This window comes from Rhizobacter sp. Root1238, from assembly GCF_001425825.1.
Lineage (GTDB): Bacteria > Pseudomonadota > Gammaproteobacteria > Burkholderiales > Burkholderiaceae_C > Rhizobacter.
Map to the genome: position 1 here is coordinate 76,059 of NZ_LMDM01000010.1, position 26,719 is coordinate 102,777.

Below are 26,719 nucleotides of genomic sequence, written 5' to 3' on the forward strand. Positions count from 1 at the left end.
GCACTGCGGTGTTCGCCTTGGGGCGGCCCGGCGGGCTCACGGCCGCTCCATCGCACAGCGGTGCGGCATCTCGGTCTGGGACTCGGTGAGCTGCAACACGGTCTTGAAGCCGTAGCCGGAGCCCTCGTTGTCGAAGCGCACGCCGGGGCTGCCGACGCGCTGCATCACGCTGACGACCAGCGGCTGCTCGAACTGGTGATCGGCGGCGCGCATCGTGCCATGGTGGAAGCCGCCGAGGTGGCGCGGGTCCAGCTTCAGGCCTTCGAGCGCACGCGCCACCGCCAGCGGGTCGGCACTGCCGGCCTTCTCGATCGCGGAAGCCAGCATCTCGACCATCGCCTGCATGCGCATGTGCACGTAGTCGTCCTGCGGATTCGGGAAGCGCTCGCGGAAGCCCGCGTAGAACTTGTCCGACGCCGCACCACCGAGGTTCGGATGCCATTCGGCCACCGCCAGCACGCGGTCGACACCGGCCTCGCCGATCGCCGCCGGCGCGCCGAGCGCGTTGCCGTAGAAGGTGTAGAAGCGCGCGTCGAGCCCGGCCTCGCGCCCGGCGCGGATCAGCAGCGTCAGGTCGTTGCCCCAGTTGCCGGTGAGCACCGCCTGCGCGCCGCTCGCCTTGATCTTCGCGGCGTACGGCAGGAAGTCCTTGATGCGGCCGAGCGGGTGCAGCTCGTCGCCGACGATCTCGATGTCCGGCCGCTTGGCCGCGAGCATCGTGCGCGCCTGGCGCAGCACGCTCTGGCCGAAGCTGTAGTCCTGGCCGATCAGGTAGACCTTCTTGACGCGCGCATCGGCCGCCAGCACGTCGGTCAGCGCCTGCAGCCGCATGTCGGCATGCGCATCGAAGCGGAAGTGCCAGAAGCTGCATTTCTCGTTCGTCAGCGCCGGGTCGACGGCCGAGTAGTTCAGGAAGATCGCGCGGCGCGACGGCTCGCGCTGGTTCTGCTTGTTCAGCGCATCGATCAGCACCGCTGCGGTGGCCGAGCTGTTGCCCTGCATCACGAAGCCGATCTTCTGGTCGATGGCCGCGCGCAGCAGCGACAGCGCCTCTTCGTTGCTGCCCTTGCTGTCGAAGCGCACCAGCTCGAGCGGATGGAGGCCATCCGGCAGCTTCACGCCGCCGCGCTGGTTCACCCGCTCGACGGCCCACAGCAGGTTGCGCGAGACCGCCTCGCCGGCATTCGCGAACGAACCGGACAGGCCTTCGATCAGCGCGACGCGCACCGGCTCCGGTGCAGGCGCCGCGACGCCCTGCCCCGCCATCGCACACCACGCCAGCAGTGCGCCGCAGCGCTTCACCCAATCCGCGATCTGCATTTTTCAACCCACTTGAAAACAAAAATGCCGCTCCAAGTTTCAGCGGCATGGTTGCTGCGCTGTGCAGCGATTGAATGGATTGTAGGAGCCATCATGTTCGTTCTGACCCCCTCGCTGTCGTCGCGCCGTGCCACCTCGCTGGAGCGCGCTTTCGATCACCTGTTCGCCGACCGCCTGCCGCCCGCACCGGCCCAGCCGCGCGTGCCGGCCCTCGACGTCGTCGAGAGCGATACCGCGTACACGCTGACGCTGGACCTGCCGGGCCTCGCGAAGGACCAGCTGAAGGTCTCGGTGGAAGGCCGCCGCGTGACGCTGGAAGCCGGCGACGCGAAGACCGCCGATGCGAAGGAAGGCGAGCGCGTGCTGTACCGCGAGCGCGCCGCCGCGCACTACGCCCGCACCGTCGCGCTGCCGGCCGAAGTGGACCAGGCGAACTCGAGCGCGAAGTTCGAGAACGGCGTGCTGACGCTGACGCTCGCGAAGCGCGTGCCGACCGGCGCGACGCAGATCAGCATCAGCTGATCGCGGCCGGCGCGTCGGCCGCGGCCAGCGACGCCAGCGGCCAGCGCGGCTTCACGTCGAAGCCGTAGTCGTGGCCGGCCGTCGCGCCGCGCTGCAGGCGCATCGCGGCAGCCAGCGCGATCATCGCGCCGTTGTCGGTGCACAGCGCCAGTTCGGGGTAATGCACCCTGACCTGGCGCTTCGCACATTCGGCGTTCAACTGCGCACGCAGGCGGCTGTTGGCACCGACCCCGCCGGCGACGACGAGCCGCTTCAACCCGGTCTGCTTCAGCGCGCCGAGCGACTTCTTCAGCAGCACCTCGACGATCGCGGCCTGCGTCGACGCGGCCACGTCGGCGCGCTGCACGTCGGTCGGCGTGTCACCGAGCTTGCGCAGCTGCGTCATCACCGCGGTCTTCAGCCCGGCGAACGAGAAATCGAGGTCGCCGCTGTGCAGCAGCGGCCGCGGCAGCGCATAGGCATCCGGCCGACCCGATTCGGCCAGCTGCGCCAGCGCCGGCCCGCCCGGGTAGCCCAGGCCGAGCAGCTTGGCCGACTTGTCGAAGGCTTCGCCGGCCGCATCGTCGATGCTTTCGCCGAGCAACTCGTAGCGGCCGACGTCGTCGACCCGCATCAGCTGCGTGTGCCCGCCCGACACCAGCAGCGCGACGAACGGAAACTCCGGCGGATCGCTCGCGAGGAACGGCGACAGCAGGTGGCCTTCGAGGTGGTGCACGCCGAGCACCGGCTTGCCGAGCGCCGCGGCCAGCGCGCAGGCGACACCGGCCCCGACCAGCAGCGCCCCGGCGAGGCCCGGCCCACGCGTGAACGCCACCACGTCGACATCGGCCAGCGACGCGCCGGCCTCGTGCAGCACCTGCTCGGTCAGCGGCAGCACGCGGCGGATGTGGTCGCGCGAGGCCAGCTCAGGCACCACGCCGCCATAGGCCTGGTGCATCGCGATCTGGCTGTGCAGCGCGTGAGCCAGCAGGGTCGGCATCCCCGCCGGGCCGGCCTCCACCAGCGCCACGCCCGTTTCGTCACACGATGATTCCACGCCCAGGACCTTCATCCGGCGAGTGTAGCCAGCGCGCCCGAGCGACCCGTCTCCGCCAAATCCGTCACGGCCGACACAAGGGTTTACCCTTTATCCCTATCCGACCCCCTTCCCCGTTCGGCCGCGGGCGACTACCCTCCGACCCCGAGCAGTGCACCGAAGCAACTGCCAACTACAACAACGTCGTTAGGGAACCCCCATGAAGGAATACCGCCTGTTGGCCTGGACGGAGCTACCCGCGCCGTTCCATCGCACTGCGTATCGCCGGATGCTGAGCGACATGTCGCACCGGCACATGACGCTGGAGCAGCTGGCGTCCATCGCCGGGCTGAAGCGCCAGGAGGTGCAACTCTTCATCGACGCGCTGGAAGCGCAGGGACTGCTGGAAGAGCGGGAGTTCGACGAGCCGCACACCGATTCGGTGTTCGACTCGCTGCGGCCGCTGGGCGGCTGGATCCGCCGCGCACTGCACACCACACCGCACGAGCGCTGATTTTCCGGCGATCCGGCACACGCCGCGCCCACCGCGTGGCGCGGATGTTGCTGCGCTCGTCGCCATGAAGCCGCCGCGCGCGCCGACCGCCCCGGTCCTGCGCATCGTCATCGTTGCCCCCGACACGCTCGCCCCCGACGGCAGCGAAGGCGCGCCCGACCCGATCGAGGCCGAGCGCTCGCGGGCGCTGCGCATCGGGCTGCTGGAGAACGGCTACAACATCGTCGCGGTGCTGCCGGCCGACGTCTACCTGCCGGACCGGTTGGCGCAGATCCAGCCCGACATGATCATCATCGACGCCGAAAGCCAGGCGCGCGACACGCTGGAGCATGTCGTGATGGCCACTCGCGATGCGCGCCGGCCGATCGTGCTGTTCACCGACGACGACGACACCAGCCACGTGCCCGATGCGATCGCCGCCGGCGTCACCGCCTACGTGGTCGCCGGGCTCGCGCCGGAGCGGGTGAAGCCGGTGCTCGATGTCGCGATGGCGCGCTTCCGGCATGAAGAAGGCCTGCGCCGCGAACTGGCCGATGCGCGCACCGAGCTGTCGGACCGCAAGCTGATCGACCGCGCGAAGGGCCTGCTGATGTCGCGCCAGGGGCTGAGCGAAGAAGCCGCGTATGCGCGGCTGCGCAAGGCCGCGATGGACAAGGGCCTGCGGCTGGCCGACGTGGCGCAGCGCATCCTCGACGTTTCCGACCTGCTGGGCTGAACGCGCACTCCGGCAGTGCGGCGAGCGGCGCACTTGGTGCATCGCAGCATCGCCACCCGGCCCTGCGCCCGGGAAGACCGCGGTGGCACGCCGCTTGCGTAAGCCCTTGCGGAAGGTCAACGGCGATCTTCCACAGACATCCGCACGCACCAAGGTTGGCGCGAGGCGGGTCGGACGATGGCGTCCCCACGTGACAGGCCCTGCCTGCACCGTGCGGACGCCTTTTTGTTTTTGCTTTCCGAGAACCTGAGCCACGCCATGACAAGCCCACTCACGCGAAAGAACCTGATGAGCCGCCGAACCCTGATCAAAGCCGCTGCCGCCGGCGGTGCAGCCGGCCTCGTGCCCGGGCTGCAAAGCGCCGTGTACGCCCAGGGCTCGGACAAGCCCGAGAAGGAAGAAGTGCGCATCGGCTTCATCCCGTTGACCGACTGCGCATCGGTCGTGATGGCCTCGGTGCTCGGCTTCGACAAGAAGTACGGCGTCAAGATCATCCCGACCAAGGAAGCCTCGTGGGCCGGCGTGCGCGACAAGCTGGTCAACGGCGAACTCGACATGGCGCACGTGCTGTACGGCCTGGTCTACGGCGTGCACCTGGGCGTCGGTGGGCCGAAGAAGGACATGGCCGTGCTGATGACGCTGAACAACAACGGCCAGGCGATCACGCTGTCGAAGAAGCTGGCCGACAAGGGCGCGGTCGACGGTGCGTCGCTCGCCAAGGTGATGGCCGCCGACAAGCGCGAGTACACCTTCGCGCAGACCTTCCCGACCGGCACGCACGCGATGTGGCTGTACTACTGGCTCGCGAGCGTCGGCATCAACCCGATGAAGGATGCCAAGGTCATCACCGTGCCGCCGCCGCAGATGGTGGCCAACATGCGCGTCGGCAACATGGACGGCTACTGCGTCGGCGAGCCCTGGGGCCACCGCGCGATCATGGACGGCATCGGCATCACCGCGGTGACCACGCAGGACATCTGGAAGGACCACCCCGAGAAGGTGCTCGGCACCACCGGCGAGTTCGTCAAGAAGTACCCGAACACCGCACGCGCCGTGATGATGGCGGTGATCGAGGCGAGCCGCTGGATCGACGCGAGCCTGCAGAACAAGCTGAAGATGGCCGAGACGGTGGCCGACAAGTCGTACGTCAACACCGGCGTCGACGCGATCAACCAGCGCATCCTGGGCCGCTACCAGAACGGCCTCGGCAAGACCTGGGACGACCCCAACCACATGAAGTTCTTCAACGACGGTGCGGTGAACTACCCGTACCTGAGCGACGGCATGTGGTTCCTGACGCAGCACAAGCGCTGGGGCCTGCTGAAAGACCATCCGGACTACCTCGGCGTCGCGAAGCAGATCAACCAGATCGAGCTCTACAAGCAGGCCGCGGGCGCGATGAAGATCAGCGTGCCGAAGGAGCCGCTGCGCAGCGCGAAGCTGATCGACGGCATCGTCTGGGACGGCAAGGACCCGGTCAAGTACGCCGACGGTTTCAAGATCAAGGCCTGAGGGCCGCCCAGGAGAACGCCATGGTCAGTGCCGTGTTTCACTCGCCGCTCGGGGGCCTCGACGACGAGGCGCCTGCCGCCTCGACACCCCCCGCTGCGCCAGCGGCCGCGCCGGCTGCCGCCGCGCGCCGGCCCCGCAAGCCTTTCGACTGGAACGGGCTGTTGCTGAAGGTGTTGCCGCCGCTGATCGGCGTCGGCTTGCTGGTCGGCATCTGGGCCTTGCTGACGATGAACGGCGGCAGCTTCCCGACGCCGGCGGCGACCTTCGCCGAAGCGGTCAAGCTGTTCGCCGATCCGTTCTACAGCAAGGGCCCGAACGACCAGGGCATTGGCTGGAACATCCTGTTCTCGCTGCAGCGCGTCGCGATCGGCTTCGGGCTGGCGGCGCTGGTCGGCATCCCGGCGGGCTTCCTGATCGGGCGCTTCAGCTTCCTGAACCACATGGTGTCGCCGCTGATCAGCCTGCTGCGTCCGGTGTCGCCGCTCGCGTGGCTGCCGATCGGGCTGCTGGTGTTCAAGGCCGCGAACCCGGCGGCGATCTGGACGATCTTCATCTGCTCGATCTGGCCGATGGTCATCAACACCGCGGTCGGCGTGCAGCGCGTGCCGGCCGACTACCTGAACGTGGCGCGCGTGCTGAACCTGTCCGAGTGGAAGGTGATGACGCGCATCCTGTTCCCTGCGGTGCTGCCGTACATGCTGACCGGCGTGCGGCTGAGCGTGGGCACCGCCTGGCTGGTGATCGTCGCGGCCGAGATGCTGACCGGCGGCGTCGGCATCGGCTTCTGGGTGTGGGACGAGTGGAACAACCTGAACGTCACGCACATCCTGATCGCGATCTTCGTGATCGGCATCGTCGGCCTGCTGCTCGAATGGGCGCTGGTTTCGATCGCCAAGCGCTTCACCTACGACGAGGTCTGACCATGGCATCGAACTCCAGCTTCATCGAGGTGCACCAGGCCGAGATGGTCTTCAGCACGAAGAAGGGCCGCTTCCACGCGTTGCGCGACATCAACCTGTCGGTCGCGAAGGGCGAGTTCGTCACGTTGATCGGGCATTCGGGCTGCGGCAAGTCGACGCTGCTGAACCTGATCGCCGGGCTCACGCTGCCGACCGGCGGCTCGTTGATCTGCGACAGCCGCGAGATCGCCGCGCCCGGGCCGGAGCGCGCGGTGGTGTTCCAGAACCATTCGCTGCTGCCGTGGCTGACCTGCTACGAGAACGTGCACCTGGCGGTCGAGCGGGTGTTCGGCGCGAGCGAATCGAAGGCGCAACTGAAAGAGCGAGCGCTGGCGGCGCTGGGGCTCGTCAACATGGCGCACGCTGCGGCGAAGCGACCGCACGAGATCTCGGGCGGCATGAAGCAGCGGGTCGGCATCGCACGCGCGCTGGCGATGGAACCGAAGGTGCTGCTGATGGACGAGCCCTTCGGCGCGCTCGATGCGCTGACCCGTGCGCACCTGCAGGACGAGTTGCTGAAGATCGTCGCGCGCACGCACAGCACGGTGGTGATGGTGACGCACGATGTCGACGAGGCAGTGCTGCTGTCGGACCGGATCGTGATGATGACCAACGGGCCGGCCGCAACCATCGGCGAGATCCTGAGCGTCGACCTGACCCGGCCGCGCCATCGGATCGAGCTGGCGGAGGACCCGAAGTACGTGCACTGCCGCAAAGAGGTGCTGGACTTCCTCTACACGCGGCACGGCCACGTCGAGCGGGCCGCCTGAGCATCCGTCAGTGGTAGTCGTCCTCGCGTTGATGCCTGAGCGCGAGGACCGTGACCGTTCCGGCGTTCTCGATCTCGTACAACGCGACGTAGCCCCTGCCACGCAACGGAATGATCAGCTCTCGCTGGAACACGCTGCCGGCTGACGATTTGCGGTACAGAAAAGGCGCGCGTCCCAGGCGATGTTCGACCTCGTCTCGAAGGGTGTCGATGGCGTCCTGGGCATGATCGAAGTCTTCGATCGTTTCAGCCTCCTGCAGCAGGAAGTCGAAGAGTTCGATGAGATCGTTGCGGGCTTCGTCGGTGTAGCGGACCTTGAAATTCCCGCTCATTCCAGCACGCGTTTGCGCCGATCGTCCAGCCTGCGCTGAAGTTCATCGTGCACATCGGCTGCAGCATGGTAGACCCCGGTACGCCGCGCCTCTTCCGCGGAGTTCAATCCGCGTGCGATGAATTCGTCTTGCACACGGCGACGCTGGATGGTGTCGCGCACTGCCGTCTCGATCAGGCTGCTCAACGTTTCGCCTTCGCGCAGCACGCCTTCGGCGGCCTCCCGGAGTTCGGCGTCGACGCGCAGCGAGGGAAAGGTGGCGGGCTTCATGGATTGCGTTGCAATTGCGACGCAGCGAGTGTAGCCCCGGAAACGTCGCCATTGGCATGGCACACCGCTTGCATAAGGAATTGCGGCAAGAGCGATGCGCTTGTCGTCTATCTCCTCAGTAGGGCCCAGCCCTTTCCGGACCGCCTGATCCGCGTGGATCAGGCGGTTTTTTTACGTCCGGATCAGTGGTTTTCCTTCGCGTGGTTGATCGTGTACTTCGGGATCTCGATCGTCACGTCGGTCTGCGACAGGATCGCCTGGCACGACAGCCGCGACTGCGGCTCCAGCCCCCAGGCCCGGTCCAGCAGGTCTTCTTCGGATTCGTCCATCTCGCCAAGCGACGAGAAGCCCTCGCGCACCACGACGTGGCAGGTCGTGCACGCGCAACTCAGCTCGCAGGCGTGCTCGATCTCGATGCCGTTCTCGAGCAAGGCCTCGCAGACCGAGGTGCCCGGCGATGCGGTGATCTGGGTGCCGGTCGGGCAGTATTCGGGGTGGGGCAGGATCTTGATGACAGGCATGGGGCTCAGACCTCCTCGACGCGCCGGCCGGCCAGCGCCTGCCGGATGCCGCGGTTCATGCGCTCGGCCGCAAAGGCTTCGGTGCCCTTGGCCAGCGCCTCGACGGCGGCGTCGATCTGGTGGTGATCTTCGGATTCGCGGCTCGCTTCGAGCGCCGCGAGCAATTGAGCGATCGCGGCCTGCTCGTCGGCGCCCAGCAGGTCGCCATCGGCGGCCAGCGCGGAGCGGGTCGCGAGCAGCATGCGCTCGGCCTCGACGCGCGACTCGCGCAGGCTGCGCGCGCGCATGTCGGCATCGGCGGTGCTGAAGCTCTCGGTCAGCATGCGCGCGACCTCGTCGTCGGACAGGCCGTAGCTCGGCTTCACGGTGATCGCGGCCTCGACGCCGGACACCTCCTCGCGGGCACTGACGCTCAGCAGGCCGTCGGCATCGACCTGGAAGCTGACGCGGATGCGCGCCGCACCGGCCACCATCGGCGGCATGCCGCGCAGCTCGAAGCGCGCCAGCGAACGGCAGTCGCTGACCAGCTCGCGCTCGCCCTGCACCACATGCAGCGCCAGCGCGGTCTGGCCGTCCTTGAAGGTCGTGAACTCCTGCGCGCGTGCCGTCGGGATCGTGCTGTTGCGCGGGATGATGCGCTCCACCAGCCCGCCCATCGTCTCGAGTCCCAGCGACAGCGGGATCACGTCGAGCAGCAGCAGTTCGTCGGCACCGGCATTGCCGGCCAACGCATTGGCCTGGATCGCGGCGCCGAGCGCGACGACCTCGTCCGGGTTCAGGTTGGTCAGCGGCGTCTTGCCGAAGAACCCGGCCACCGCCGCCTGCACCATCGGCATGCGCGTGGACCCACCGACCATCACGACGCCGTGCACCTCGTCCTTCGTGGCCTGCGCGTCGCGCAGCACCTTGCGCACCGCCGCCAGCGTGCGCGCCATCAGCGCGGCGGCCAGCGATTCGAACTGCTCGCGCGTCACGCGCACCGCCAGCTCGCCGGACGACAGCGGGCTCGCCAGCGTCGCGTGATCGGCCGACGACAGCTTCTCCTTCGCGGCACGTGCGGCCACCAGCACCGCGCGCTTGTCCTGCGGCGTGTCGGCACGCAGCCCGGCTTCGGCCAGCGCCCAGTCGGCCAGCGCGCGATCGAAGTCATCGCCGCCCAATGCCGAATCGCCGCCGGTCGCGACGACCTCGAACACGCCCTTCGTCAGCTTCAACAGCGAGATGTCGAAGGTGCCGCCGCCCAGGTCGTACACCGCGTACAGGCCTTCGGAGCCGTTCTCGAGCCCATAGGCAATCGCCGCGGCGGTCGGTTCGTTGATCAGGCGCAGCACGTTCAGGCCGGCGAGCTGCGCGGCGTCCTTCGTGGCCTGGCGCTGCGCGTCGTCGAAGTAGGCCGGCACCGTGATCACCGCGCCGAACAGGTCGTCGGCGAAGGTGTCCTCGGCACGGTAGCGCAGCGTCGCGAGGATCTCGGCCGACACTTCCACCGGCGACTTCACGCCGTCGATCGTGCGCAGCTGCACCATGCCGGGCGCATCGACGAAATCGTAGGGCAGCTTGTCGACGTGGGCGATGTCGCGCAGCCCGCGCCCCATGAAGCGCTTGACCGACACGATGGTGTTGGCCGGGTCGACCGCGGCCTGCGCCAGCGCGCCGTGGCCGATCTCGCGCCGGCCTTCGGGCAGGTAGCGCACCGCCGACGGCAGGATCACGTGGCCGGCTTCGTCCGGCAGGCATTCGGACACGCCGTTGCGCACCGCCGCCACCAGCGAATGCGTGGTGCCGAGGTCGATGCCGACCGCGATGCGGCGCTGGTGGGGATCGGGGGCGCCCCCGGGTTCGGAAATTTGCAGCAGGGCCATGGTGTCTATTGTCCCAGCGCTTCCAGGCGCTGATCGACGTCGTCGGCAAAGCGCTCTACGAACATGAGGGCTCTGACCTGTTGCGCCGCGGCCGCCCAGTCGTGGCGCTCGTCGAGCGCGGCCTGCAATGCGGCGAGCGCCTGCCTGCGATGCGATGCCACGTCGTCGGCAAGGACTTCGACGGCGGGCAGGTCGCCGGCATCGTCGAGTGCCTCGCGCCATTCCATCTGCTGCATCAGGAAGCTGCCGGGCATCGCGGTGTTGTTCTCGGCGTCGATCGCCGCGCCGTTCAGCTCGCACAGGTAGGCGGCGCGTTGCAGCGGGTTCTTCAGGCGCTGGTACGCCTCGTTCACCCGCACCGCCCATTGCATCGCGATGCGCTGGGCCGATGCGCCCTCGCTGGCGAAGCGGTCGGGGTGCACCTCGGCCTGCAACGCGCGCCAGCGGGCATCGAGCTCGTCGCGGTCGAGCGCGAAGCGCCGCGGCAGGCCGAACAGTTCGAAATCGTCGCTATCGAGCTTCATGGCTTGATTTCAGGCAACAAAAAGGCGCGGCTTGTGGCCGCGCCTGGTTGGCAAGCGCCGAGCGCTAGACGCGGAAGGACTCACCGCAACCGCAGCGGTCTTTCTCGCGCGGGTTGCGGAACTTGAAGCCTTCGTTCAAGCCCTCGCGCACGAAGTCGAGCTGCGTGCCGTCGATGTACGGCAGGCTCTTCGGGTCGACCAGCACCTTCACGCCACGGTCTTCGAACACCGCGTCTTCGGGCGCCACGTCGTCGGCGTATTCCAGCTTGTAGGCCAGGCCCGAGCAGCCGGTCGTCTTGATGCCCAGCCGGACACCGACGCCCTTGCCGCGCTTGGTGATGTAGCGCGACACGTGGCGTGCCGCGGCTTCGGTCAGCGTGACGGCCATGGCGTCAGTGCGTGGTGGCAGGCACCGCAGCGCCGGTCTTCGCCTTGTAGTCGTTCACCGCCGCCTTGATCGCGTCTTCGGCCAGGATCGAGCAGTGGATCTTGACCGGCGGCAGCGCCAGTTCTTCGGCGATGTGCGTGTTCTTGATCGACAGTGCCTCGTCGAGCGACTTGCCCTTGACCCATTCGGTCACCAGCGAGCTCGACGCGATCGCCGAGCCGCAGCCGTAGGTCTTGAACTTCGCGTCTTCGATCAGGCCCGTCACCGGATTGACCTTGATCTGCAGCTTCATCACGTCGCCGCAGGCCGGTGCGCCGACCATGCCGGTGCCCACGGTGTCGTCGCCCTTCTCGAACGAGCCGACGTTGCGCGGGTTCTCGTAGTGCTCAACCACTTTTTCGCTGTAAGCCATTTCAGTGCTCCGTACTTCCTGTCTACAACTTCAGTGGGCAGCCCACTGAATCGTGCTGATGTCGATGCCGTCCTTGAACATTTCCCACAACGGCGAGAGTTCGCGCAATTTCGCGACGCGGTCTTTCAGCGTCGTGATCACGTAGTCGATTTCTTCGGTGGTCGTGAAACGACCGATGGTCATGCGCAGGCTGGAGTGCGCAAGCTCATCGCTGCGTCCCAGGGCGCGCAGCACATAGCTCGGTTCCAGGCTGGCCGACGTGCAGGCCGATCCTGACGACACCGCGATGCCCTTGATGCCCATGATCAACGATTCGCCTTCGACGAAGTTGAACGACATGTTCACGTTGTGCGGCACGCGCCGCTCGGCGTGGCCGTTCAGGAAGGTCTGCTCGATGTCCTTCAGGCCGTTGATCAAGCGCTGCTGCAGCATGCGGATGCGCTCGTTGTCGGCGCCCATCTCGGCGCGCGCGATGCGGTAGGCCTCGCCCATGCCGACGATCTGGTGCGTCGCGAGCGTGCCCGAGCGCATGCCGCGCTCATGGCCACCGCCGTGCATCTGCGCTTCGATGCGCACGCGCGGCTTGCGGCGCACGTACAGCGCGCCGATGCCCTTCGGGCCGTAGGTCTTGTGCGAAGCCAGGCTCATCAGGTCGACCGGCAACGCAGCCAGGTCGATCTCCACCTTGCCGGTCGCCTGCGCCGCATCGACGTGGAAGATGATGCCGCGCTCGCGGCACATCGCGCCGATCGTCTCGATGTCCTGGATGACGCCGATCTCGTTGTTGACGAACAGCACCGAGACCAGGATGGTGTCGGGGCGCATCGCCGCCTTGAGCTTGTCGAGGTCGAGCAGGCCGTCTTCCTGGACGTCGAGGTAGGTCACCTCGAAGCCCTGGCGCTCCAGCTCGCGCATCGTGTCGAGCACGGCCTTGTGCTCGGTCTTCAACGTGATCAGGTGCTTGCCGCGCGTCTTGTAGAACTGCGCGGCGCCCTTCAGCGCCAGGTTGATCGATTCGGTCGCGCCCGAAGTCCAGACGATCTCGCGCGGATCGGCGCCGACCAGCGCCGCGACCTGCTCGCGTGCCTTCTCGACCGCGGCTTCCGCTTCCCACCCCCATGCGTGGCTGCGCGACGCCGGGTTGCCGAAATGCTCGCGCAACCACGGGATCATCGCGTCGACCACGCGCTGGTCCACCGGCGTCGTCGCGCCGTAGTCCATGTAGATCGGGAAATGGGGGGTCATGTCCATGGGAATCAGCTGCAGCGAATGAACGAGATTTGGATGTGCTTACTTCGAGAAGGCAGCGCCGCCGAGTGCGAAGACCGAATTCGGGGCGGTGATCTTGATCGGCTTGACGACCGGCTGCGTCGAGATCGCGCGCTTGACCGGTTGCTCCTCGATCGAGATGCCCTTGGCCAGTTGCTCGTCGACCAGCTTGCGCAGCGAGATCGAATCGAGGTATTCGATCATCTTGGAATTCAGGCTGGCCCACAGGTCGTGCGTCATGCAGCGGCCGGAGTCCTCGCCCATGCAGTTTTCCTTGCCGCCGCAACCGGTGGCATCGATCGGCTCGTCGACTGCAACGATGATGTCGGCGACGGTGATTTCCTCGGATTTGCGACCCAGCGAATAACCGCCGCCGGGGCCGCGGGTGCTCTCGACGAGCCCATGGCGGCGCAGCTTGCCGAACAGCTGCTCGAGGTAGGACAGCGAAATCTGCTGACGGGCGCTGATGGCTGCCAGCGCGACCGGGCCCGAAAGCTCACGCAGAGCCAGGTCGATCATCGCGGTCACTGCAAAACGGCCTTTGGTGGTCAGACGCATGAAATTCTCCTGAAGCCGATGAAGGCCAACTATGTCAACGAAGCAGATGAGGGCGATTTCACGCTTGTCGAGTCCCCGCTTGCCTTCTCCGGGGTAACCCTCGGTTGATCCCGAGAGAATTGCTCAAGTATAGATGAAACCTAGTTTTTTGGTCGGCATTGGGGCTGAAAGTTCCGTGGGGTTATTCGATCCTTGACGAGGACAGATGCTGGACAAGTCCATCGCAGGCATCCTCGACCAGGTCAAGCACATGATCGAAGCCGTCCGGCCCGCCCTGGTACGGATCCGGCACCGCCGGGCTCGCGAAGCGCACGCCGTGCTGCGTCAGGCGTCCCAGCTTGGCGCGGTGCTGCGGCGGGCAGCGCTCTTCCAGTTCGGCGAGGTTGTCCCAATCCATCGCCAAGATGAGGTCGAAGCGCTCGAAATCAGCAGCCGTCACGACCCGCGCCCGCAGATTCGCCAGGTCGTAGCCGCGCCGCGCCGCGTGCTTGATCGAGCGCGGATCCGGCGGCTCGCCGCCATGCCACGAGTGCGTGCCGGCCGAGTCGACCGCCACCGCGTCGCCCAGCCCGGCGGCGCGCAGCTTGTGGCGCAGCACCGCCTCGGCGGTCGGCGAGCGGCAGATGTTGCCCATGCAGACCATCAGCACCCGCAGCGGCTTCGCCGTCATGCCTTGCGGGCGCCGGCCGCGGGCAGCACCACCACGTTGTCGGTGCCGGGCGCGCCGAAGGCCTGCTCGCGCAGGTGGGCCAGCTGGTCGCGCACGCGGGCGGCCTTCTCGAATTCGAGGTTGCGGGCGTGCTCGAGCATCTGCTTTTCGAGCTGCTTGATGCGCTTGCCGAGGTCCTTCTCGCTCATCGCCTCGACCTCGGCGGTCTCGGCCGCGTTCTTCAGGTCGTCCTTCGCGCCCTTTTCGCTGTAGACGCCGTCGATCAGCTCGCGGATCTGCTTCTTCACGCTGCGCGGCGTGATGCCCTGCTCCAGGTTGTGCTGGATCTGCTTCGCGCGGCGGCGCTCGGTCTCGTCGAGCGCGCGGCGCATCGAGTCGGTCATCTTGTCGGCGTACAGGATCGCCTTGCCGTTGATGTTGCGCGCCGCGCGGCCGATGGTCTGGATCAGCGAACGCTCCGCGCGCAGGAAGCCTTCCTTGTCGGCATCGAGGATCGCCACCAGCGACACCTCCGGAATGTCCAGCCCTTCGCGCAGCAGGTTGATGCCGACCAGCACGTCGAAGGTGCCCAGGCGCAGGTCGCGCAGGATCTCGACCCGCTCCACCGTGTCGATGTCGCTGTGCAGGTAGCGCACCTTGACGCCGTTGTCGCTGAGGTAGTCGGTCAGCTGCTCGGCCATGCGCTTGGTCAGCGTGGTGATCAGCACGCGCTCGTGGATCTCGACGCGGTCGCGGATCTCCTGCAACACGTCGTCGACCTGGTGCGTGGCCGGCCGCACCTCGACGACCGGGTCGACCAGCCCGGTCGGCCGCACCACCTGCTCGACCACCTGGCCGGCGTTGCGCTTCTCGAAGTCGGCCGGCGTCGCCGAGACGAACACCACCTGGCGCATCTTGCGCTCGAACTCCTCGAACTTGAGCGGCCGGTTGTCGAGCGCCGACGGCAGCCGGAAGCCGTACTCGACCAGCGTGGTCTTGCGCGCCCGGTCGCCGTTGTACATGCCGCCCAGCTGGCCGATCAGCACGTGCGATTCGTCGAGGAACATCAGCGCATCGCGCGGCAGGTAGTCGACCAGCGTCGACGGCGGCTCGCCCGGCGCCGAGCCCGACAGGTGGCGCGTGTAGTTCTCGATGCCCTTGCAGTGGCCGATCTCCTGCAGCATCTCCAGGTCGAAGCGGGTGCGCTGCTCCAGGCGCTGCGCCTCGACCAGCTTGCCGTCCTTCACCAGTTCGTCGAGCCGCGTGCGCAACTCGGCCTTGATGGTGTCGATCGCCGCGACCACGCGGTCGCGCGGCGTCACGTAGTGGCTGGACGGATAGACGGTGAAGCGCGGGATCTTCTGGCGGATGCGCCCGGTCAGCGGGTCGAACAGCTGCAGCGTCTCGACCTCGTCGTCGAACAGCTCGATGCGGATCGCCAGTTCGGAGTGCTCGGCCGGGAACACGTCGATGGTGTCGCCGCGCACGCGGAAGGTGCCGCGGCTGAAGTCCATCTCGTTGCGCTGGTACTGCATGCGGATCAGCTGCGCGATCACGTCGCGCTGGCCCGTCTTGTCGCCGGTGCGCAGCGTCATCACCATGCGGTGGTAGTCGCTCGGGTTGCCGATGCCGTAGATCGCGCTGACCGTGGCGACGATCACCACGTCGCGCCGTTCCAGCAGGCTCTTGGTGGCACTCAGCCGCATCTGCTCGATGTGCTCGTTGATCGAGCTGTCCTTCTCGATGAACAGGTCGCGCTGCGGCACGTAGGCTTCGGGCTGGTAGTAGTCGTAGTAGCTGACGAAGTACTCGACCGCGTTCTTCGGGAAGAACTCGCGGAACTCGCTGTACAACTGCGCCGCCAGCGTCTTGTTGGGCGCGAACACGATGGCAGGACGGCCCATGCGGGCGATCACGTTGGCCATCGTGAAGGTCTTGCCGGAGCCGGTGACGCCGAGCAGCGTCTGGTAGGTCAGGCCGTCCTCGATGCCTTCGGCCAGCGCGGCGATCGCGGTCGGCTGGTCGCCGGCCGGCGCATACGGCTGGAACAGCTGGAACGGCGAGTCGGGGAAGGCAACGAACTCGCCGTCGACCGGCTCGTCCACCGGCGTGTCGGCGAGCACGATGTCGGGGCCGCCCCGAGGCGCCTTCGGTGCAAGCTTCGGCGCGGGCTTCGCGACCTGTTTGGGGGCCTGTTGACGGGGCAGGTCGGCCATGGCGATTAAAATCCTCGGGTTTTCCTGTACCGGAAGTGCACAGGGAAATCGGCAAGCCTAGCCCAAATCCTGCATTCGCTCTACTGACAAGGACTGTCCATGACCTCGCTGTTCGCCGCTGTCGAAATGGCACCTCGCGACCCCATCCTCGGCCTGAACGAGCAGTTCAACGCCGACCCGAACCCCGCCAAGGTGAACCTGGGCGTCGGGGTCTACTACGACGACAACGGCAAACTTCCGCTGCTGAAATGCGTGGCCGAGGCCGAGCGCCAGATGCAAGAGACGCCGAAGCCGCGCGGCTACCTGCCGATCGACGGCATCGCCGCGTACGACAAGGCGGTGCAGGGCCTGGTGTTCGGCGCCGACAGCGCCGAAGTCGCCGCCGGCCGCGTCGCCACGGTCCAGGGCCTGGGCGGCACCGGCGGGCTGAAGATCGGCGCCGATTTCCTGAAGCGGATCAACCCCGCCGCCAAGGTGCTGATCAGCGACCCGAGCTGGGAGAACCACCGCGCGCTGTTCACCAACGCCGGCTTCACGGTCGAGACCTACCCCTACTACGACGCCGCGAAGCGCGGCGTCAACGTCGACGGCATGCTGGCCGCGCTGAACGCCGCACCGGCCGGCACGGTCGTCGTGCTGCACGCCTGCTGCCACAACCCGACCGGCTACGACATCACCCCCGCCGACTGGGCGAAGGTGATCGACGCGGTCAAGGCGCGCGGCCTGGTGGCCTTCCTCGACATGGCCTACCAGGGCTTCGGCGAAGGCATCGCCGAAGACGGCGCGGTGATCGCGCAGTTCGTCGCCGCCGGCATCGACTTCTTCGTCGCGACCTCGTTCTCGAAGAGCTTCTCGCTGTACGGCGAGCGCGTCGGCGCGCTGAGCGTGCTGTGCAGCTCCAAGGACGACGCCGCCCGCGTGCTGAGCCAGCTGAAGATCGTGATCCGCACCAACTACTCCAACCCGCCGACGCACGGCGCCCAGGTCGTCGCCACCGTGCTGACGACGCCGGCGCTGCGCGCGATGTGGGAAGACGAGCTGGCCGGCATGCGGGTGCGCATCAAGCAGATGCGCACCGCGCTGCTGCAGAAGCTGCAGGCCGCCGGGATCAAGCAGGACATGAGCTTCATCACGCAGCAGAAGGGCATGTTCAGCTATTCGGGCCTCAACAAGGACCAGATGCAGCGTTTGCGCAGCGAATTCGGCATCTACGGCGTCGATTCGGGCCGCATCTGCGTCGCGGCGCTGAACAGCAAGAACATCGACGCGGTCGTTGCCGCCATTGCCAAAGTCAGCTGACGCGACACGTGCTGTCACGCAAGTGACAGTCCGACAAGAAGGCCGCACCATTCTGGGCGGCCTTTTTGCCTTTATTCCGGGTTTGCACCAAAGCAGTCCCCAGGCACGATGCACTTCGCCTGCCTAGAATGCTGCAACGCACAACTTGTGTGAAAGCGATTGCGCGAAGCGGTCGCAAAGGAAACCCGAATGTTGTACCAGTGGTATGAAGCCCAGCGCGCGCTGTTGAGCCCGTTCTCCGAGTTCGCCAGCGCCTCGTCCAAGCTGTACAGCCACCCGCTGTCACCGTTCACGCACACGCCGATGGCGCAGCGCGTGTCGGCCGGGCTGGACCTGATGCACCGGCTGTCGAAGGAATACGAGAAGCCGCAGTTCAACATCACCTCGGTGCGCGTCGGCACGGTCGACGTCGCGGTGCAGGAGCAGGTGGCGCTCGAGAAGCCCTTCTGCCGGCTGCTGCGCTTCAAGCGCTTCACCGACGATTCGCCGGCGCTGACGCTGATGAAGGATCAGCCGACCGTGCTGGTCGTCGCGCCGCTGTCGGGCCACCATTCGACGCTGCTGCGCGACACCGTCAAGGCGCTGCTGCAGGACCACAAGGTCTTCATCACCGACTGGACCGACGCCCGCATGGTCGAGCAGGCCGCCGGCCCGTTCCACCTGGACGATTACGTCGCCTACGTGCAGGAGTTCATCCGCCACGTCGGGCCCGAGGTCAACGTGATCTCGGTGTGCCAGCCGACGGTGCCGGTGCTGGCCGCGATCTCGCTGATGGCCAGCCGCGGCGAACCCACGCCGCGCACGATGACGATGATGGGCGGCCCGATCGACGCCCGCAAGAGCCCGACGGCCGTCAACAACCTGGCGATGAACAAGAGCTACGACTGGTTCGAGAACAACGTCATCTACCGCGTGCCGGTCAACTACCCCGGCGCCGGCCGCCGCGTGTACCCGGGCTTCCTGCAGCACAGCGGCTTCATCGCGATGAACCCGGACCGCCACCTGAAGTCGCACTACGACTACTTCATGGACCTGATGCGCGGCGACGACGACAACGCCGATTTCCACCGCACCTTCTACGACGAGTACAACGCGGTGCTCGACATGCCGGCCGAGTACTACCTCGACACCATCAAGACGGTGTTCCAGGACTTCGCGCTGGTCAACGGCACCTGGGAAGTCGACGGCGAGTTGGTGCGCCCGCAGGACATCACGACCAGCGCGCTGCTGACGATCGAAGGCGAACTCGACGACATCTCCGGCGCCGGCCAGACCAAGGCGGCGCACGAGCTGTGCACCGGCATCCCGAAGTCGCGCCAGTTCCACTACGACGTCGAAGGCGCGGGCCACTACGGCATCTTCTCGGGCCGCCGCTGGCGCGAGAAGGTCTACCCGCAGGTGCGCGACTTCATCGCGTCGCACCAGGCGGAAATGAAGCAGCCGGTGAAGCTCGCCAAGCCGACGGCCCGCAAGGCCGCTGCGCGCAAGGCGGCCTGACGGCGTCGTGGACCGGGCCGCGCTCACCGACGCCCTCGACGCCGCCCTGCCGCAGACGCAGTGCACGCGCTGCGGCTACCCCGACTGCCGCCGCTACGCCGAAGCCATCGCCGACGGCGAGGCGGCGATCAACCAATGCCCGCCCGGCGGTGCCGACGGCATCGCCCGTCTGGCGCGCCTGACCGGCCTGCCGGTGCTGCCGCTGAACCCGCTGAACGGCAGCGAAGGCCCGCGCCGCCTCGCGGTGATCGACGAGGCCTGGTGCATCGGCTGCACGCTGTGCCTGAAGGCCTGCCCGGTCGACAGCATCGTCGGCGGGCCGAAGTCGATGCACACGGTGATCGATCCGCTGTGCACCGGCTGCGAGCTCTGCATCCCGGTCTGCCCGGTCGACTGCATCTCGCTGGTCGACGCGAGCGAGGGCCGCACCGGCTGGGACGCCTGGAGCCCGGCGCAGGCCGACGAAGCGCGCGAGCGCTTCGATTTCCACCGCGAACGGCTGGCACGCGACGAGCAGGAGCGCCTGGCCCGCATGGCGGTCCGCAGCGCGCCATCGACGGTGGCCGGCACCGAGGTGAGCGTCAAGAGCAGCGTCATCGAAGCCGCGCTGGCCCGCGCGCGGCAGCGCAAGCCCGGCTGAGCGCACCGGGCAGCTTGTCAGCAAATTCCTACAGCTGAATCAGCCGTGTCCTATCCGGGCCCCGCGCCGGCACCGACGAGGGCGGTCACCCTGCCCGCCTACGCTTGCGCCACGGATTACCGAAGGCGGTCGTCCAACTTCACCGCGCAAGGAGCTGCAATGCATCACGATCGGATCCGGGGCCGCTGGAAGGAATTCAAGGGCCAGGCCCGTGAGAACTGGGGCCGCGTCACCGGCAACCAGAACGATGTGGAACAAGGTCAACGCGAACGCCACGCCGGCAAGCTGCAGCGCAAGCATGGCGCCTACGAGGACGAAGCGCGCGAACAGATCCGCGAGCTGCAATCCCGCTACTGACCGTCGATCAAGGAGTACCGCCATGCGACGACTGCTGTTGGCATTTCTGTTGATGGTCAGCATGGGAGCCACGTTGTCCCTCACCGCGTGCGACAAGCTCGGCTCCGGCACGCCGAAGCCGACCACCGAGCCGCCGCCGGCGGCCAGCGCGCCACCCTGAACGCCAGGGCGTCGACACAGCGGGTCGAGGCGTCGCGGGGCTGAGACAATCCCCGCCGATGACCGACGACCAGATCCCGCCCTTCTTCGCGACGCTCCAGGCTGCCAACCCGCAGCCGAACACCGAGCTCGAATACACCAACGTCTTCGAGTTGCTGGCCGCGGTGCTGCTGTCGGCCCAGGCCACCGATGTCGGCGTCAACAAGGCGACGCGCAAGCTGTTCGCGATCGCGCCGACGCCGCAGAAGATGCGCGCGCTCGGGCTTGATGGCATCACGCAGCACATCAAGACCATCGGCCTGTACCGCAACAAGGCGAAGAACCTGTTCGAGACCTGCCGCATCCTGATCGACGAGCATGGCGGCGAGGTGCCGCGCTCGCGCGAGGCGCTGGAGGCGCTGCCCGGTGTCGGGCGCAAAACCGCCAACGTGGTGCTGAACGTCGCGTTCGGCGAGCCGACGATGGCGGTCGACACGCACATCTTCCGCGTCGGCAACCGCACCGGGCTGGCGATGGGCAAGAACCCGTTCGAGGTCGAGATGGGCCTGCTGAAGCGCGTGCCCGAGGGCTACCTCGTCGACGCGCACCACTGGCTGATCCTGCACGGCCGCTACGTCTGCCTGGCGCGCAAGCCGCTGTGCTTCGAATGCGGCGTGGCGCCGTACTGCGATTCGCGGCCGGGCGGGCCGCGCCAGATCTACACGCTGACCGGCGAGGACACGCGCACGCCGTAGCCGGGCGCCGCCGGCCAGTCGGCGGCGCGGGCGGGCACGATGCCGTCGCGCACGCAACGCATGGCATTCAACCAGCCGGCATGCGCGACGATGCAGGCGTGCGGCGGCAGCTCAGCCTGCAGCTCATGGCAACGCGCCAGCAGTTGCGCGACCGTCTCGCCGCCGCCCGGTGCGCCGTGCAGGAAGTCGTCACACCACGCATCGACCGCTGCCGCGCCGATCTCGTCCCACGTCCGCCCGTCCCAGGCGCCGAAATCCAGCTCGCACAGCCGGCGGTCGATGCGGTGAGCCCAGCCCCAGCGCGCGAGCCAGCGGCCCACGTCGGCACAGCGCCGCAGCGGCGAGGTCCACACGATCCGCGGCCATCCCTCGCGCCGCGCAGCCCGGCGGATGCGGTGCGCGAGGCGCTTGCTGCGGCGCCGGTCGACCGGCACGTCGGTGTGGCCGATGCAGCGCCCGGCCACGCCGTCGGGCCGCGGGTGGCGCCAGGCATCGATCCGATTCATGCCCAGCGCAGCGCGACCACCCAGCCCAGCAGCGCGAGCACTTCGGTGATCTGCTGCGTGGCGCCGAGCGTGTCGCCGGTGATGCCGCCGAGCCGGCGGTGGAACCAGCGGCCGCAGACGACGCTGCCCAGCACGACGCCGGCGAGCGCGAGCGCGACAGAGGGCCACCAGCCCCAGCGAACCGCGACCAGCGCGGCGGCCAGCAACATCACCCAGCCGAGCGCGACGCCGACCCCGAGCGCCGACACCTTCTGCGCGAGCGGCTTCGCCTTCGCCAGCGACACCTCGCCGGCATACGGCAGCACGCGGATCAGCACCACCGCCGCGGCCCGCGACGCGGTGTGCGCGAGCAGCAGCGCCGGCACCGCCAGGGCCATCGGCAGCGCCGACAGCGTCGCCGCCTTCAGCCCGAGCACCAGCACCAGCGCGACCGCGCCATAGCTGCCGATGCGCGAGTCCTTCATGATCTCCAGCGCCCGCTCGCGGCTCACCGCGCCGCCGAGCGCATCGCAGGTGTCGGCCAGCCCGTCCTCGTGGAAGGCACCGGTCAGCCACACGGTCGCCGCGATCGACAGCCACACGCCGATCGCGGTGCCGAGGACCTGGCTGCCGACGGCCAGCACCAGCGCCGCGATGACGCCAACGAAGAAACCGACCAGCGGGAAATGGCGCGCGCTCGCGTTCAGCCAGTCGGGCTCGAAGCCGATGCGCGCCGGCACCGGCACGCGCGTGAAGAACTGCAGCGCGACGGCGATCAACCGCAGCTCATGCAGCACGGCCTTCAGCATGGCTCAGGACTCGCTGCGGTCGGAGACGCCGGCCGATTCGAAGCTCGCCATCTCGGCCAGCACGCGCACCGCGCTGTCGAGCAGCGGCCACGCGAGCGCAGCGCCCGAGCCTTCGCCGAGGCGCAGCCCCAGGTCGAGCAAAGGCTCGCCGCCCAGCTCGCCCACCATCAACGCATGGCCCGGTTCGGCCGAGCGGTGTGCCAGCACGCAGTAGCCGGCGAGCGCCGGCGCGAGCCGCGTCGCGACCAGCACCGCGGCGCTCGCGATGAAGCCGTCGACGACGACGACGCGCCGCTCGGCCGCCGCCTGCAGCGCCGCACCGGCCAGCATCGCGATCTCGAAGCCGCCGAAGGCCGCCAGCGCATCGAGCGGCTGCGTCGCGCCCGCGTGGCGCTCGAGCACCTGCGCGAGCACCGCGCGCTTGCGGGCCAAGCCCGCATCGTCGAGCCCGGTGCCACGGCCGACGCAGGCATCGATCGGCTGGCCGCTCAGCCGCGCGAGCAACAGCGCCGCGCTGGAGCTGTTGCCGATGCCCATCTCGCCCAGCAGCACCGCATTGCCGGGCAGCTCGTGCACGACGGCCATGCCGGCCGCCAGCGCCTGCTGGCACTGCGCCTCGCTCATCGCCGGCCCGGCCAGCGCATCGGCGGTGCCGCGCGCGACCTTGCGGTCGACCAGGCCGGCGCGCGGCGCGAAGTCGTGCGCGACGCCGGCATCGACCACCGTCAGCGCGAGGCCGTGCTGGCGTGCCAGCACGCTGACGGCCGCGCCGCCGGCGAGGAAGTTCTCGACCATCTGCCAGGTGACGTCGCTCGGGAAGGCCGAGACGCCGCGCGCCACGAGGCCGTGATCGCCGGCGAACACCAGCATCTGCGGCCGATCGAGCTTCGGCGCCTCGCTGCGCTGGATCAGCCCGAGCTGCAGCACGAGCGATTCGAGGCGGCCGAGCGAGCCCTGCGGCTTGGTCTTGCGGTCGAGCCGCTGCTGCAGCCGCTGCGCGAGCGCGGCGTCGTGGATCGGGGCGATGGAAGGCAGTTCGAAGCGCATGGGTCAGTCCCGCGGGGGTTGGAGGAGTTGCATCAGTGCGCCGGGCGCGAAGTGCGCATCGGCGAAATCGGCGAGGCCGTCGAACACGTCGTCGAGCGTGCGCGCGCGCTGGCCGAACAGCGCGCGCAGCACCTCGTCGCATTCGAACACGCCGTGCGCGTAGAGGCCGAGCACGTTGCCGCGCTGCCAGCCGATCGGCTCGCCGTCGGCATTGCGCAGCGCGACCGCGAGCGGCGCGGTGGCCTGCGTGCGGCCGTGGCGGATCTCGTAGCCGCGCAGCGCAGCCTGCGACAGCGCGGCCCACGGCCCGTCCAGCGTCTCGAAGCGCGCGCTCACGGTGCTGAGCCGCTTGTCGCGCTCGAAGCGCGTGGCCAGCGGCAGCAGCCCGAGACCTGCCGCGTCGCCGTCGATGCCGAACGGATCGCTCAGCGATTCGCCGAGCATCTGCAGCCCGCCGCACAGCCCGAGCACCGGGCGGCCGGCCGCGGCATGCCGGCACACCGCATCGGCCAGGCCTTGCGCGCGCAGCCAGGCGAGGTCGCTGCTGGTGTGCTTCGAGCCGGGCAGCACGATCCAGTCGGCATCGGCCAGCGCGGCCGGTGTGCGCGCCCAGCGCAGCCGCACGCCGGGCAGGTGGCGCAGCGGCTGGAACTCGTCGAGATTGCTGATGCGCGGTGGCGCGAGCACGCTGATGCGCAGCCCGTCGGCATCGCCGCTCGGGGTGTCGTCGAACACGCCGTCTTCTTCCGGCAGGCCGTGGCCGCGCCACATCGGCAGCACCGCGAGCGTCGGCACGCCGGTCAGCTGCTGCAGCTGCGACGGACCGGGTTCGAGCAGCCGCGCGTCGCCGCGGAAGCGGTTCAGCACGAAGCCGCGCAGCAGCCGCTGCTCGTCGGGCGCGAGCAGCTGGTGGGTGCCGTACAGGTGGGCGAAGGCACCACCGCGGTCGATGTCGGTGACCAGCAGGCAGGCGGCGTCGGCCGCCAGCGCGGTGCGCATGTTCACGTAGTCGCTGTGGCGCAGGTTGATCTCGGCCGGCGAGCCGGCGCCTTCGATGACGATCACGTCGTGCTCCGCCTGCAGCGATTGCAGCGCGTCGCGGGCGTGCGGCCACAGCAGCGCGCTGCGGTCGTGCCACGGGATGCCGGCCAGGTCGGCGCGCACCTCGCCCATCAGCACCACCTGGCTCGCGGTGTCGCGCTCGGGCTTCAGCAGCACCGGATTCATGCGCACATCGGGCGCGGCGCGCGCGGCCAGCGCCTGGAAATACTGCGCGCTGCCGATCTCGCCGAGCCGGCCTTGCAGCCCCGGCACGACGCGCGCGTTGTTGCTCATGTTCTGCGCCTTGAACGGCGCGACCTTCAGCCCCTGGCGGGCATACCAGCGGCACAGCGCGGTCGCGAGCCAGCTCTTGCCGGCCCCGCTGGTGGTGCCGAGGACCATCACGGCGCGGGCGCTCACGTGCTGGTCTCCCGCCACGCACGGGCCAGCGCATCCTGGGCCTCGGGCGGCTGCACGCTGATCCGCACGGCGCCCGGCAGGCCCATCGAGGTGGTGTCGCGCAGCTTGATGCCGCGCTCGCGCAGCGCCGGCAGGCGTTCGATCAGGCCGTCGGCGCGCGCGAGGTGGAACGGCGTCTCGCTGTCCTCGCACTGCCAGCCGAGCGAGGCGCAGAGGTCGAGCTGGCGCAACTTCCAGCGGCGCAACGTGGCCAGCGAATCGTGCAACCACTGCTGCGTGCCGGGCTGGGTCCACGCGGTCAGCATCGCGACGCCATGGGCGCCGAGCGGCCACGAGGGCGCGAGATCGCGCAGCGGTCGAACGAGCGGATCGGCTTCAGGGGCGATGGCATAGGCCGCGCGGATGCCGGTCAGGCCCAGCGCCTTGTTCGGCGACCACAGTTGCCATGCGGTGTCGGACATCCGGTGTTGCTGCCCTGACAGTTGCAGCGGGGCGTAGGCGCAGTCGATGACGTGGACTGCGCCGTCGATCCACGGCAGCGGTGCCGACCGGCCGAGCGGGCTGCTTGGAGACGCATGCCAGACCAGCGCCGCGGCATCGCGTTCGACGTCGCACAGGCCGCGCGCCGCCGCTGCAGCCGCGTAATCGCCGTAGCAGGGGCGCGGGATGAACACGCCGGCGCCCGGCGTGGCGAGTGCGATGGCGGTGCTGATGCGCGCGATGAACTCGCTGGCGCTGGCGGCAATCACGATGCGATCGGCAGTGACGCGGTGGTGCGCGGCGAGGGCTGCGCGCAGCGCGGTGTACGACGGGTCGGGGTAGCGGCTCGCGTCGACCTCGCTCCACGCGATCGGCGCGGGGCCGCAGGCGTTCGCGTTGGTCGAGAAGTCGTGGCGCGGAATGCCGCGCGCGTCAGGGCCGCCGTGGGTCGTCATGGAAGGACCCGCCCTTCGACACGGGCCTTCGACAGGCTCAGTCCCTGCTCAGGGAGAACGGGAGGGGTGCCGTGGTGCCACAGCAGCAGTGCAGAGACCGCGACCGCCATGGAAATCCACGCAGCCACGCCGGCGCACCGCAAGGCCGCCGCCACGTCCGCAGCCTGCGGCGCCCTCGCCTGCGCATTCAACGTGTACACCCCCGGCTTGCCGAGCCGCACGCCCAGCCGCAGCGCCATCGCGCCCATCGGCCAGCCGCCGTTCGGCGACGGGGTCAGGCGGGCCTGGCCCTGCAGCATGCGCCACTGCGCCAGGCGCAGCGACGGATACAGCAACACCGCCGTGAGGCGCGCAGGCAGCCACGACAGCACGTCGTCCGCCCGTGCCGCCCACTTGCCGGCCCATTCCCACTCGCCGCGGTAGCCCCACATCGCGTCCGCGGTGTTCGCGAACCGGTAGACCACCGCGCCGGGCAGGCCGGCGACCGCATACCAGAACAGCGGCGCGACCAGCGAATCGCTCAGGTTCTCGGCCAGCGTCTCGATCGCGGTCTCGCGGATCTCGTCGGCGCCGAGTGTCGAGGTGTCGCGGCTCACGATGCGCGACAGCCGCAGGCGGGCCGCCTGCAGCCCCTCGCCGAGCGCCGCCTCGATCGCGGCCACCTCGTCGCGCAACATGCGCCACGCGAACGTCGGCTTCAGCAGCAGCGCGAGCACCGGCACCGCGGCCCACCACGGGCAAGCCGCGAGTTCACGCTGCAGCCACATGGCAGCGGCCGCCAGCGCGGCGGCGATGACGGTCCACGCGAGCGCACCGCCGACGAACGCCCGACGTGGCGTATGACGCCGCAGCCGCCGTCCGATCGGCGCGAGCAGCCGCCCCAGCCACGCCACCGGGTGCAGCGCATTGCGCGGTTCGCCGAAGCAGGCGTCCCCGAGCCAGGCCAGCAGCAGCGCGGCGGCGAGCATCA

At 68.6% G+C, this 26,719-nt stretch carries 31 protein-coding genes; 12 read left to right on the forward strand and 19 right to left on the reverse strand.

What is annotated here, in order from left to right; translation table 11 throughout:
- Positions 1 to 36: 36 nt before the first annotated feature.
- A complete protein-coding gene (locus ASC98_RS10330) occupies positions 37 to 1,320 on the reverse strand; it encodes a branched-chain amino acid ABC transporter substrate-binding protein (RefSeq protein ID WP_056807954.1) in 1,284 nt (427 codons plus the stop codon).
- A gap of 93 nt (positions 1,321 to 1,413) precedes the next feature.
- On the opposite strand from ASC98_RS10330, the gene ASC98_RS10335 reads away from it, so the two are divergent.
- On the forward strand, positions 1,414 to 1,842 hold the full coding sequence (locus ASC98_RS10335) for an Hsp20/alpha crystallin family protein (RefSeq protein WP_056807956.1): 429 nt from the start codon (positions 1,414 to 1,416) through the stop codon (positions 1,840 to 1,842).
- On the opposite strand, the gene tsaD is transcribed toward ASC98_RS10335, so the two are convergent.
- On the reverse strand, positions 1,835 to 2,893 hold the full coding sequence (gene tsaD, locus ASC98_RS10340) for a tRNA (adenosine(37)-N6)-threonylcarbamoyltransferase complex transferase subunit TsaD (RefSeq protein ID WP_056807958.1): 1,059 nt from the start codon (positions 2,891 to 2,893) through the stop codon (positions 1,835 to 1,837). The genes ASC98_RS10335 and tsaD overlap by 8 nt on opposite strands.
- A gap of 184 nt (positions 2,894 to 3,077) precedes the next feature.
- Between tsaD and ASC98_RS10345 the strand changes: the two genes are divergently transcribed.
- From ASC98_RS10345 to ASC98_RS10365, 5 genes are all read left to right on the forward strand, one after another.
- The gene (locus ASC98_RS10345; RefSeq protein WP_157598296.1) at positions 3,078 to 3,371 is read left to right on the forward strand and encodes a hypothetical protein; all 294 of its coding nucleotides are present in this window, start codon (positions 3,078 to 3,080) and stop codon (positions 3,369 to 3,371) included.
- A gap of 64 nt (positions 3,372 to 3,435) precedes the next feature.
- Entirely contained in the window at positions 3,436 to 4,086 is a 651-nt protein-coding gene (locus tag ASC98_RS10350; RefSeq protein ID WP_056807962.1) for an ANTAR domain-containing response regulator, read from the forward strand.
- A 288-nt stretch (positions 4,087 to 4,374) separates the two neighbouring features.
- A complete protein-coding gene (locus tag ASC98_RS10355) occupies positions 4,375 to 5,598 on the forward strand; it encodes a CmpA/NrtA family ABC transporter substrate-binding protein (protein WP_369820486.1) in 1,224 nt (407 codons plus the stop codon).
- 20 nt (positions 5,599 to 5,618) lie between these two features.
- Positions 5,619 to 6,518 (forward strand): nitrate ABC transporter permease, encoded by a 900-nt coding sequence (gene ntrB / locus ASC98_RS10360; protein WP_056807966.1) that lies wholly within the window; start codon positions 5,619 to 5,621, stop codon positions 6,516 to 6,518.
- Between the two features lie 2 nt (positions 6,519 to 6,520).
- Positions 6,521 to 7,327 (forward strand): ABC transporter ATP-binding protein, encoded by an 807-nt coding sequence (locus ASC98_RS10365; RefSeq protein WP_056807967.1) that lies wholly within the window; start codon positions 6,521 to 6,523, stop codon positions 7,325 to 7,327.
- A 7-nt stretch (positions 7,328 to 7,334) separates the two neighbouring features.
- Here the strand turns inward: ASC98_RS10365 and ASC98_RS10370 are convergent, their stop codons facing one another.
- The 11 genes from ASC98_RS10370 to uvrB form a co-directional block, all read right to left on the reverse strand.
- Positions 7,335 to 7,658 carry a type II toxin-antitoxin system RelE/ParE family toxin gene (locus ASC98_RS10370; RefSeq protein ID WP_056807969.1) on the reverse strand — a complete coding sequence of 108 codons (324 nt, stop codon included), beginning with the start codon at positions 7,656 to 7,658 and terminating at the stop codon, positions 7,335 to 7,337.
- Positions 7,655 to 7,927 (reverse strand): YlcI/YnfO family protein, encoded by a 273-nt coding sequence (locus ASC98_RS10375; RefSeq protein WP_056807971.1) that lies wholly within the window; start codon positions 7,925 to 7,927, stop codon positions 7,655 to 7,657. Before ASC98_RS10375 ends, ASC98_RS10370 begins: the two co-directional genes overlap by 4 nt.
- Before the next feature lie 182 nt (positions 7,928 to 8,109).
- Positions 8,110 to 8,448, reverse strand: a complete 339-nt coding sequence (gene fdx / locus ASC98_RS10380) for an ISC system 2Fe-2S type ferredoxin (RefSeq protein WP_056807973.1) — start codon at positions 8,446 to 8,448, stop codon at positions 8,110 to 8,112.
- A gap of 5 nt (positions 8,449 to 8,453) precedes the next feature.
- Positions 8,454 to 10,310, reverse strand: a complete 1,857-nt coding sequence (gene hscA / locus ASC98_RS10385) for a Fe-S protein assembly chaperone HscA (protein ID WP_056807976.1) — start codon at positions 10,308 to 10,310, stop codon at positions 8,454 to 8,456.
- Between the two features lie 5 nt (positions 10,311 to 10,315).
- A complete protein-coding gene (gene hscB / locus ASC98_RS10390) occupies positions 10,316 to 10,834 on the reverse strand; it encodes a Fe-S protein assembly co-chaperone HscB (protein ID WP_056807978.1) in 519 nt (172 codons plus the stop codon).
- A 64-nt stretch (positions 10,835 to 10,898) separates the two neighbouring features.
- Positions 10,899 to 11,222 (reverse strand): iron-sulfur cluster assembly protein IscA, encoded by a 324-nt coding sequence (gene iscA, locus ASC98_RS10395; RefSeq protein WP_047502965.1) that lies wholly within the window; start codon positions 11,220 to 11,222, stop codon positions 10,899 to 10,901.
- Positions 11,223 to 11,226: 4 nt separating this feature from the next.
- Positions 11,227 to 11,634 carry a Fe-S cluster assembly scaffold IscU gene (iscU, locus tag ASC98_RS10400; protein ID WP_056807980.1) on the reverse strand — a complete coding sequence of 136 codons (408 nt, stop codon included), beginning with the start codon at positions 11,632 to 11,634 and terminating at the stop codon, positions 11,227 to 11,229.
- 30 nt (positions 11,635 to 11,664) lie between these two features.
- On the reverse strand, positions 11,665 to 12,879 hold the full coding sequence (locus tag ASC98_RS10405) for an IscS subfamily cysteine desulfurase (protein WP_369820487.1): 1,215 nt from the start codon (positions 12,877 to 12,879) through the stop codon (positions 11,665 to 11,667).
- Between the two features lie 45 nt (positions 12,880 to 12,924).
- Entirely contained in the window at positions 12,925 to 13,461 is a 537-nt protein-coding gene (locus ASC98_RS10410; protein ID WP_056807984.1) for a Fe-S cluster assembly transcription factor, read from the reverse strand.
- Positions 13,462 to 13,642: 181 nt separating this feature from the next.
- Complete coding sequence (locus ASC98_RS10415; protein WP_056807986.1) at positions 13,643 to 14,131, reverse strand: low molecular weight protein-tyrosine-phosphatase; 489 nt, start codon at positions 14,129 to 14,131, stop codon at positions 13,643 to 13,645.
- On the reverse strand, positions 14,128 to 16,326 hold the full coding sequence (gene uvrB, locus ASC98_RS10420; protein WP_082542335.1) for an excinuclease ABC subunit UvrB: 2,199 nt from the start codon (positions 16,324 to 16,326) through the stop codon (positions 14,128 to 14,130). Before uvrB ends, ASC98_RS10415 begins: the two co-directional genes overlap by 4 nt.
- 99 nt (positions 16,327 to 16,425) lie before the next feature.
- On the opposite strand from uvrB, the gene ASC98_RS10425 reads away from it, so the two are divergent.
- The 6 genes from ASC98_RS10425 (at position 16,426) to nth (ending at position 21,012) form a co-directional block, all read left to right on the forward strand.
- Positions 16,426 to 17,625, forward strand: coding sequence for an amino acid aminotransferase (locus tag ASC98_RS10425; RefSeq protein WP_056807988.1), 1,200 nt, complete (start codon positions 16,426 to 16,428; stop codon positions 17,623 to 17,625).
- 189 nt (positions 17,626 to 17,814) lie between these two features.
- A complete protein-coding gene (locus ASC98_RS10430) occupies positions 17,815 to 19,122 on the forward strand; it encodes a polyhydroxyalkanoate depolymerase (RefSeq protein ID WP_056807990.1) in 1,308 nt (435 codons plus the stop codon).
- 7 nt (positions 19,123 to 19,129) lie between these two features.
- Positions 19,130 to 19,762 (forward strand): electron transport complex subunit RsxB, encoded by a 633-nt coding sequence (gene rsxB, locus ASC98_RS10435; RefSeq protein ID WP_056807992.1) that lies wholly within the window; start codon positions 19,130 to 19,132, stop codon positions 19,760 to 19,762.
- A 159-nt stretch (positions 19,763 to 19,921) separates the two neighbouring features.
- On the forward strand, positions 19,922 to 20,119 hold the full coding sequence (locus ASC98_RS10440) for a CsbD family protein (RefSeq protein WP_056807994.1): 198 nt from the start codon (positions 19,922 to 19,924) through the stop codon (positions 20,117 to 20,119).
- A 22-nt stretch (positions 20,120 to 20,141) separates the two neighbouring features.
- Positions 20,142 to 20,279: a hypothetical protein gene (locus ASC98_RS30270; protein ID WP_157598297.1), complete on the forward strand. Its 138-nt coding sequence runs from the start codon at positions 20,142 to 20,144 to the stop codon at positions 20,277 to 20,279.
- Positions 20,280 to 20,337: 58 nt separating this feature from the next.
- Entirely contained in the window at positions 20,338 to 21,012 is a 675-nt protein-coding gene (nth, locus tag ASC98_RS10445) for an endonuclease III (protein ID WP_056807995.1), read from the forward strand.
- Here the strand turns inward: nth and ASC98_RS10450 are convergent.
- Genes ASC98_RS10450 through cbiB form a run of 6 tightly spaced genes read right to left on the reverse strand, consistent with a single transcriptional unit; the run spans position 20,976 to position 26,717 of the window.
- A complete protein-coding gene (locus ASC98_RS10450) occupies positions 20,976 to 21,518 on the reverse strand; it encodes a histidine phosphatase family protein (RefSeq protein WP_056807997.1) in 543 nt (180 codons plus the stop codon). The genes nth and ASC98_RS10450 overlap by 37 nt on opposite strands.
- A complete protein-coding gene (cobS, locus tag ASC98_RS10455; RefSeq protein WP_200953119.1) occupies positions 21,515 to 22,306 on the reverse strand; it encodes an adenosylcobinamide-GDP ribazoletransferase in 792 nt (263 codons plus the stop codon). Before cobS ends, ASC98_RS10450 begins: the two co-directional genes overlap by 4 nt.
- 3 nt (positions 22,307 to 22,309) lie before the next feature.
- Positions 22,310 to 23,353, reverse strand: coding sequence for a nicotinate-nucleotide--dimethylbenzimidazole phosphoribosyltransferase (gene cobT, locus ASC98_RS10460; RefSeq protein ID WP_056807999.1), 1,044 nt, complete (start codon positions 23,351 to 23,353; stop codon positions 22,310 to 22,312).
- 3 nt (positions 23,354 to 23,356) lie between these two features.
- Positions 23,357 to 24,814 (reverse strand): cobyric acid synthase, encoded by a 1,458-nt coding sequence (locus tag ASC98_RS10465; protein WP_056808001.1) that lies wholly within the window; start codon positions 24,812 to 24,814, stop codon positions 23,357 to 23,359.
- A complete protein-coding gene (locus ASC98_RS10470; protein WP_056808003.1) occupies positions 24,811 to 25,749 on the reverse strand; it encodes an aminotransferase class I/II-fold pyridoxal phosphate-dependent enzyme in 939 nt (312 codons plus the stop codon). Before ASC98_RS10470 ends, ASC98_RS10465 begins: the two co-directional genes overlap by 4 nt.
- Entirely contained in the window at positions 25,746 to 26,717 is a 972-nt protein-coding gene (gene cbiB / locus ASC98_RS10475) for an adenosylcobinamide-phosphate synthase CbiB (protein WP_082542336.1), read from the reverse strand. The genes ASC98_RS10470 and cbiB overlap by 4 nt, the downstream gene beginning before the upstream one ends.
- Positions 26,718 to 26,719: the final 2 nt, after the last annotated feature.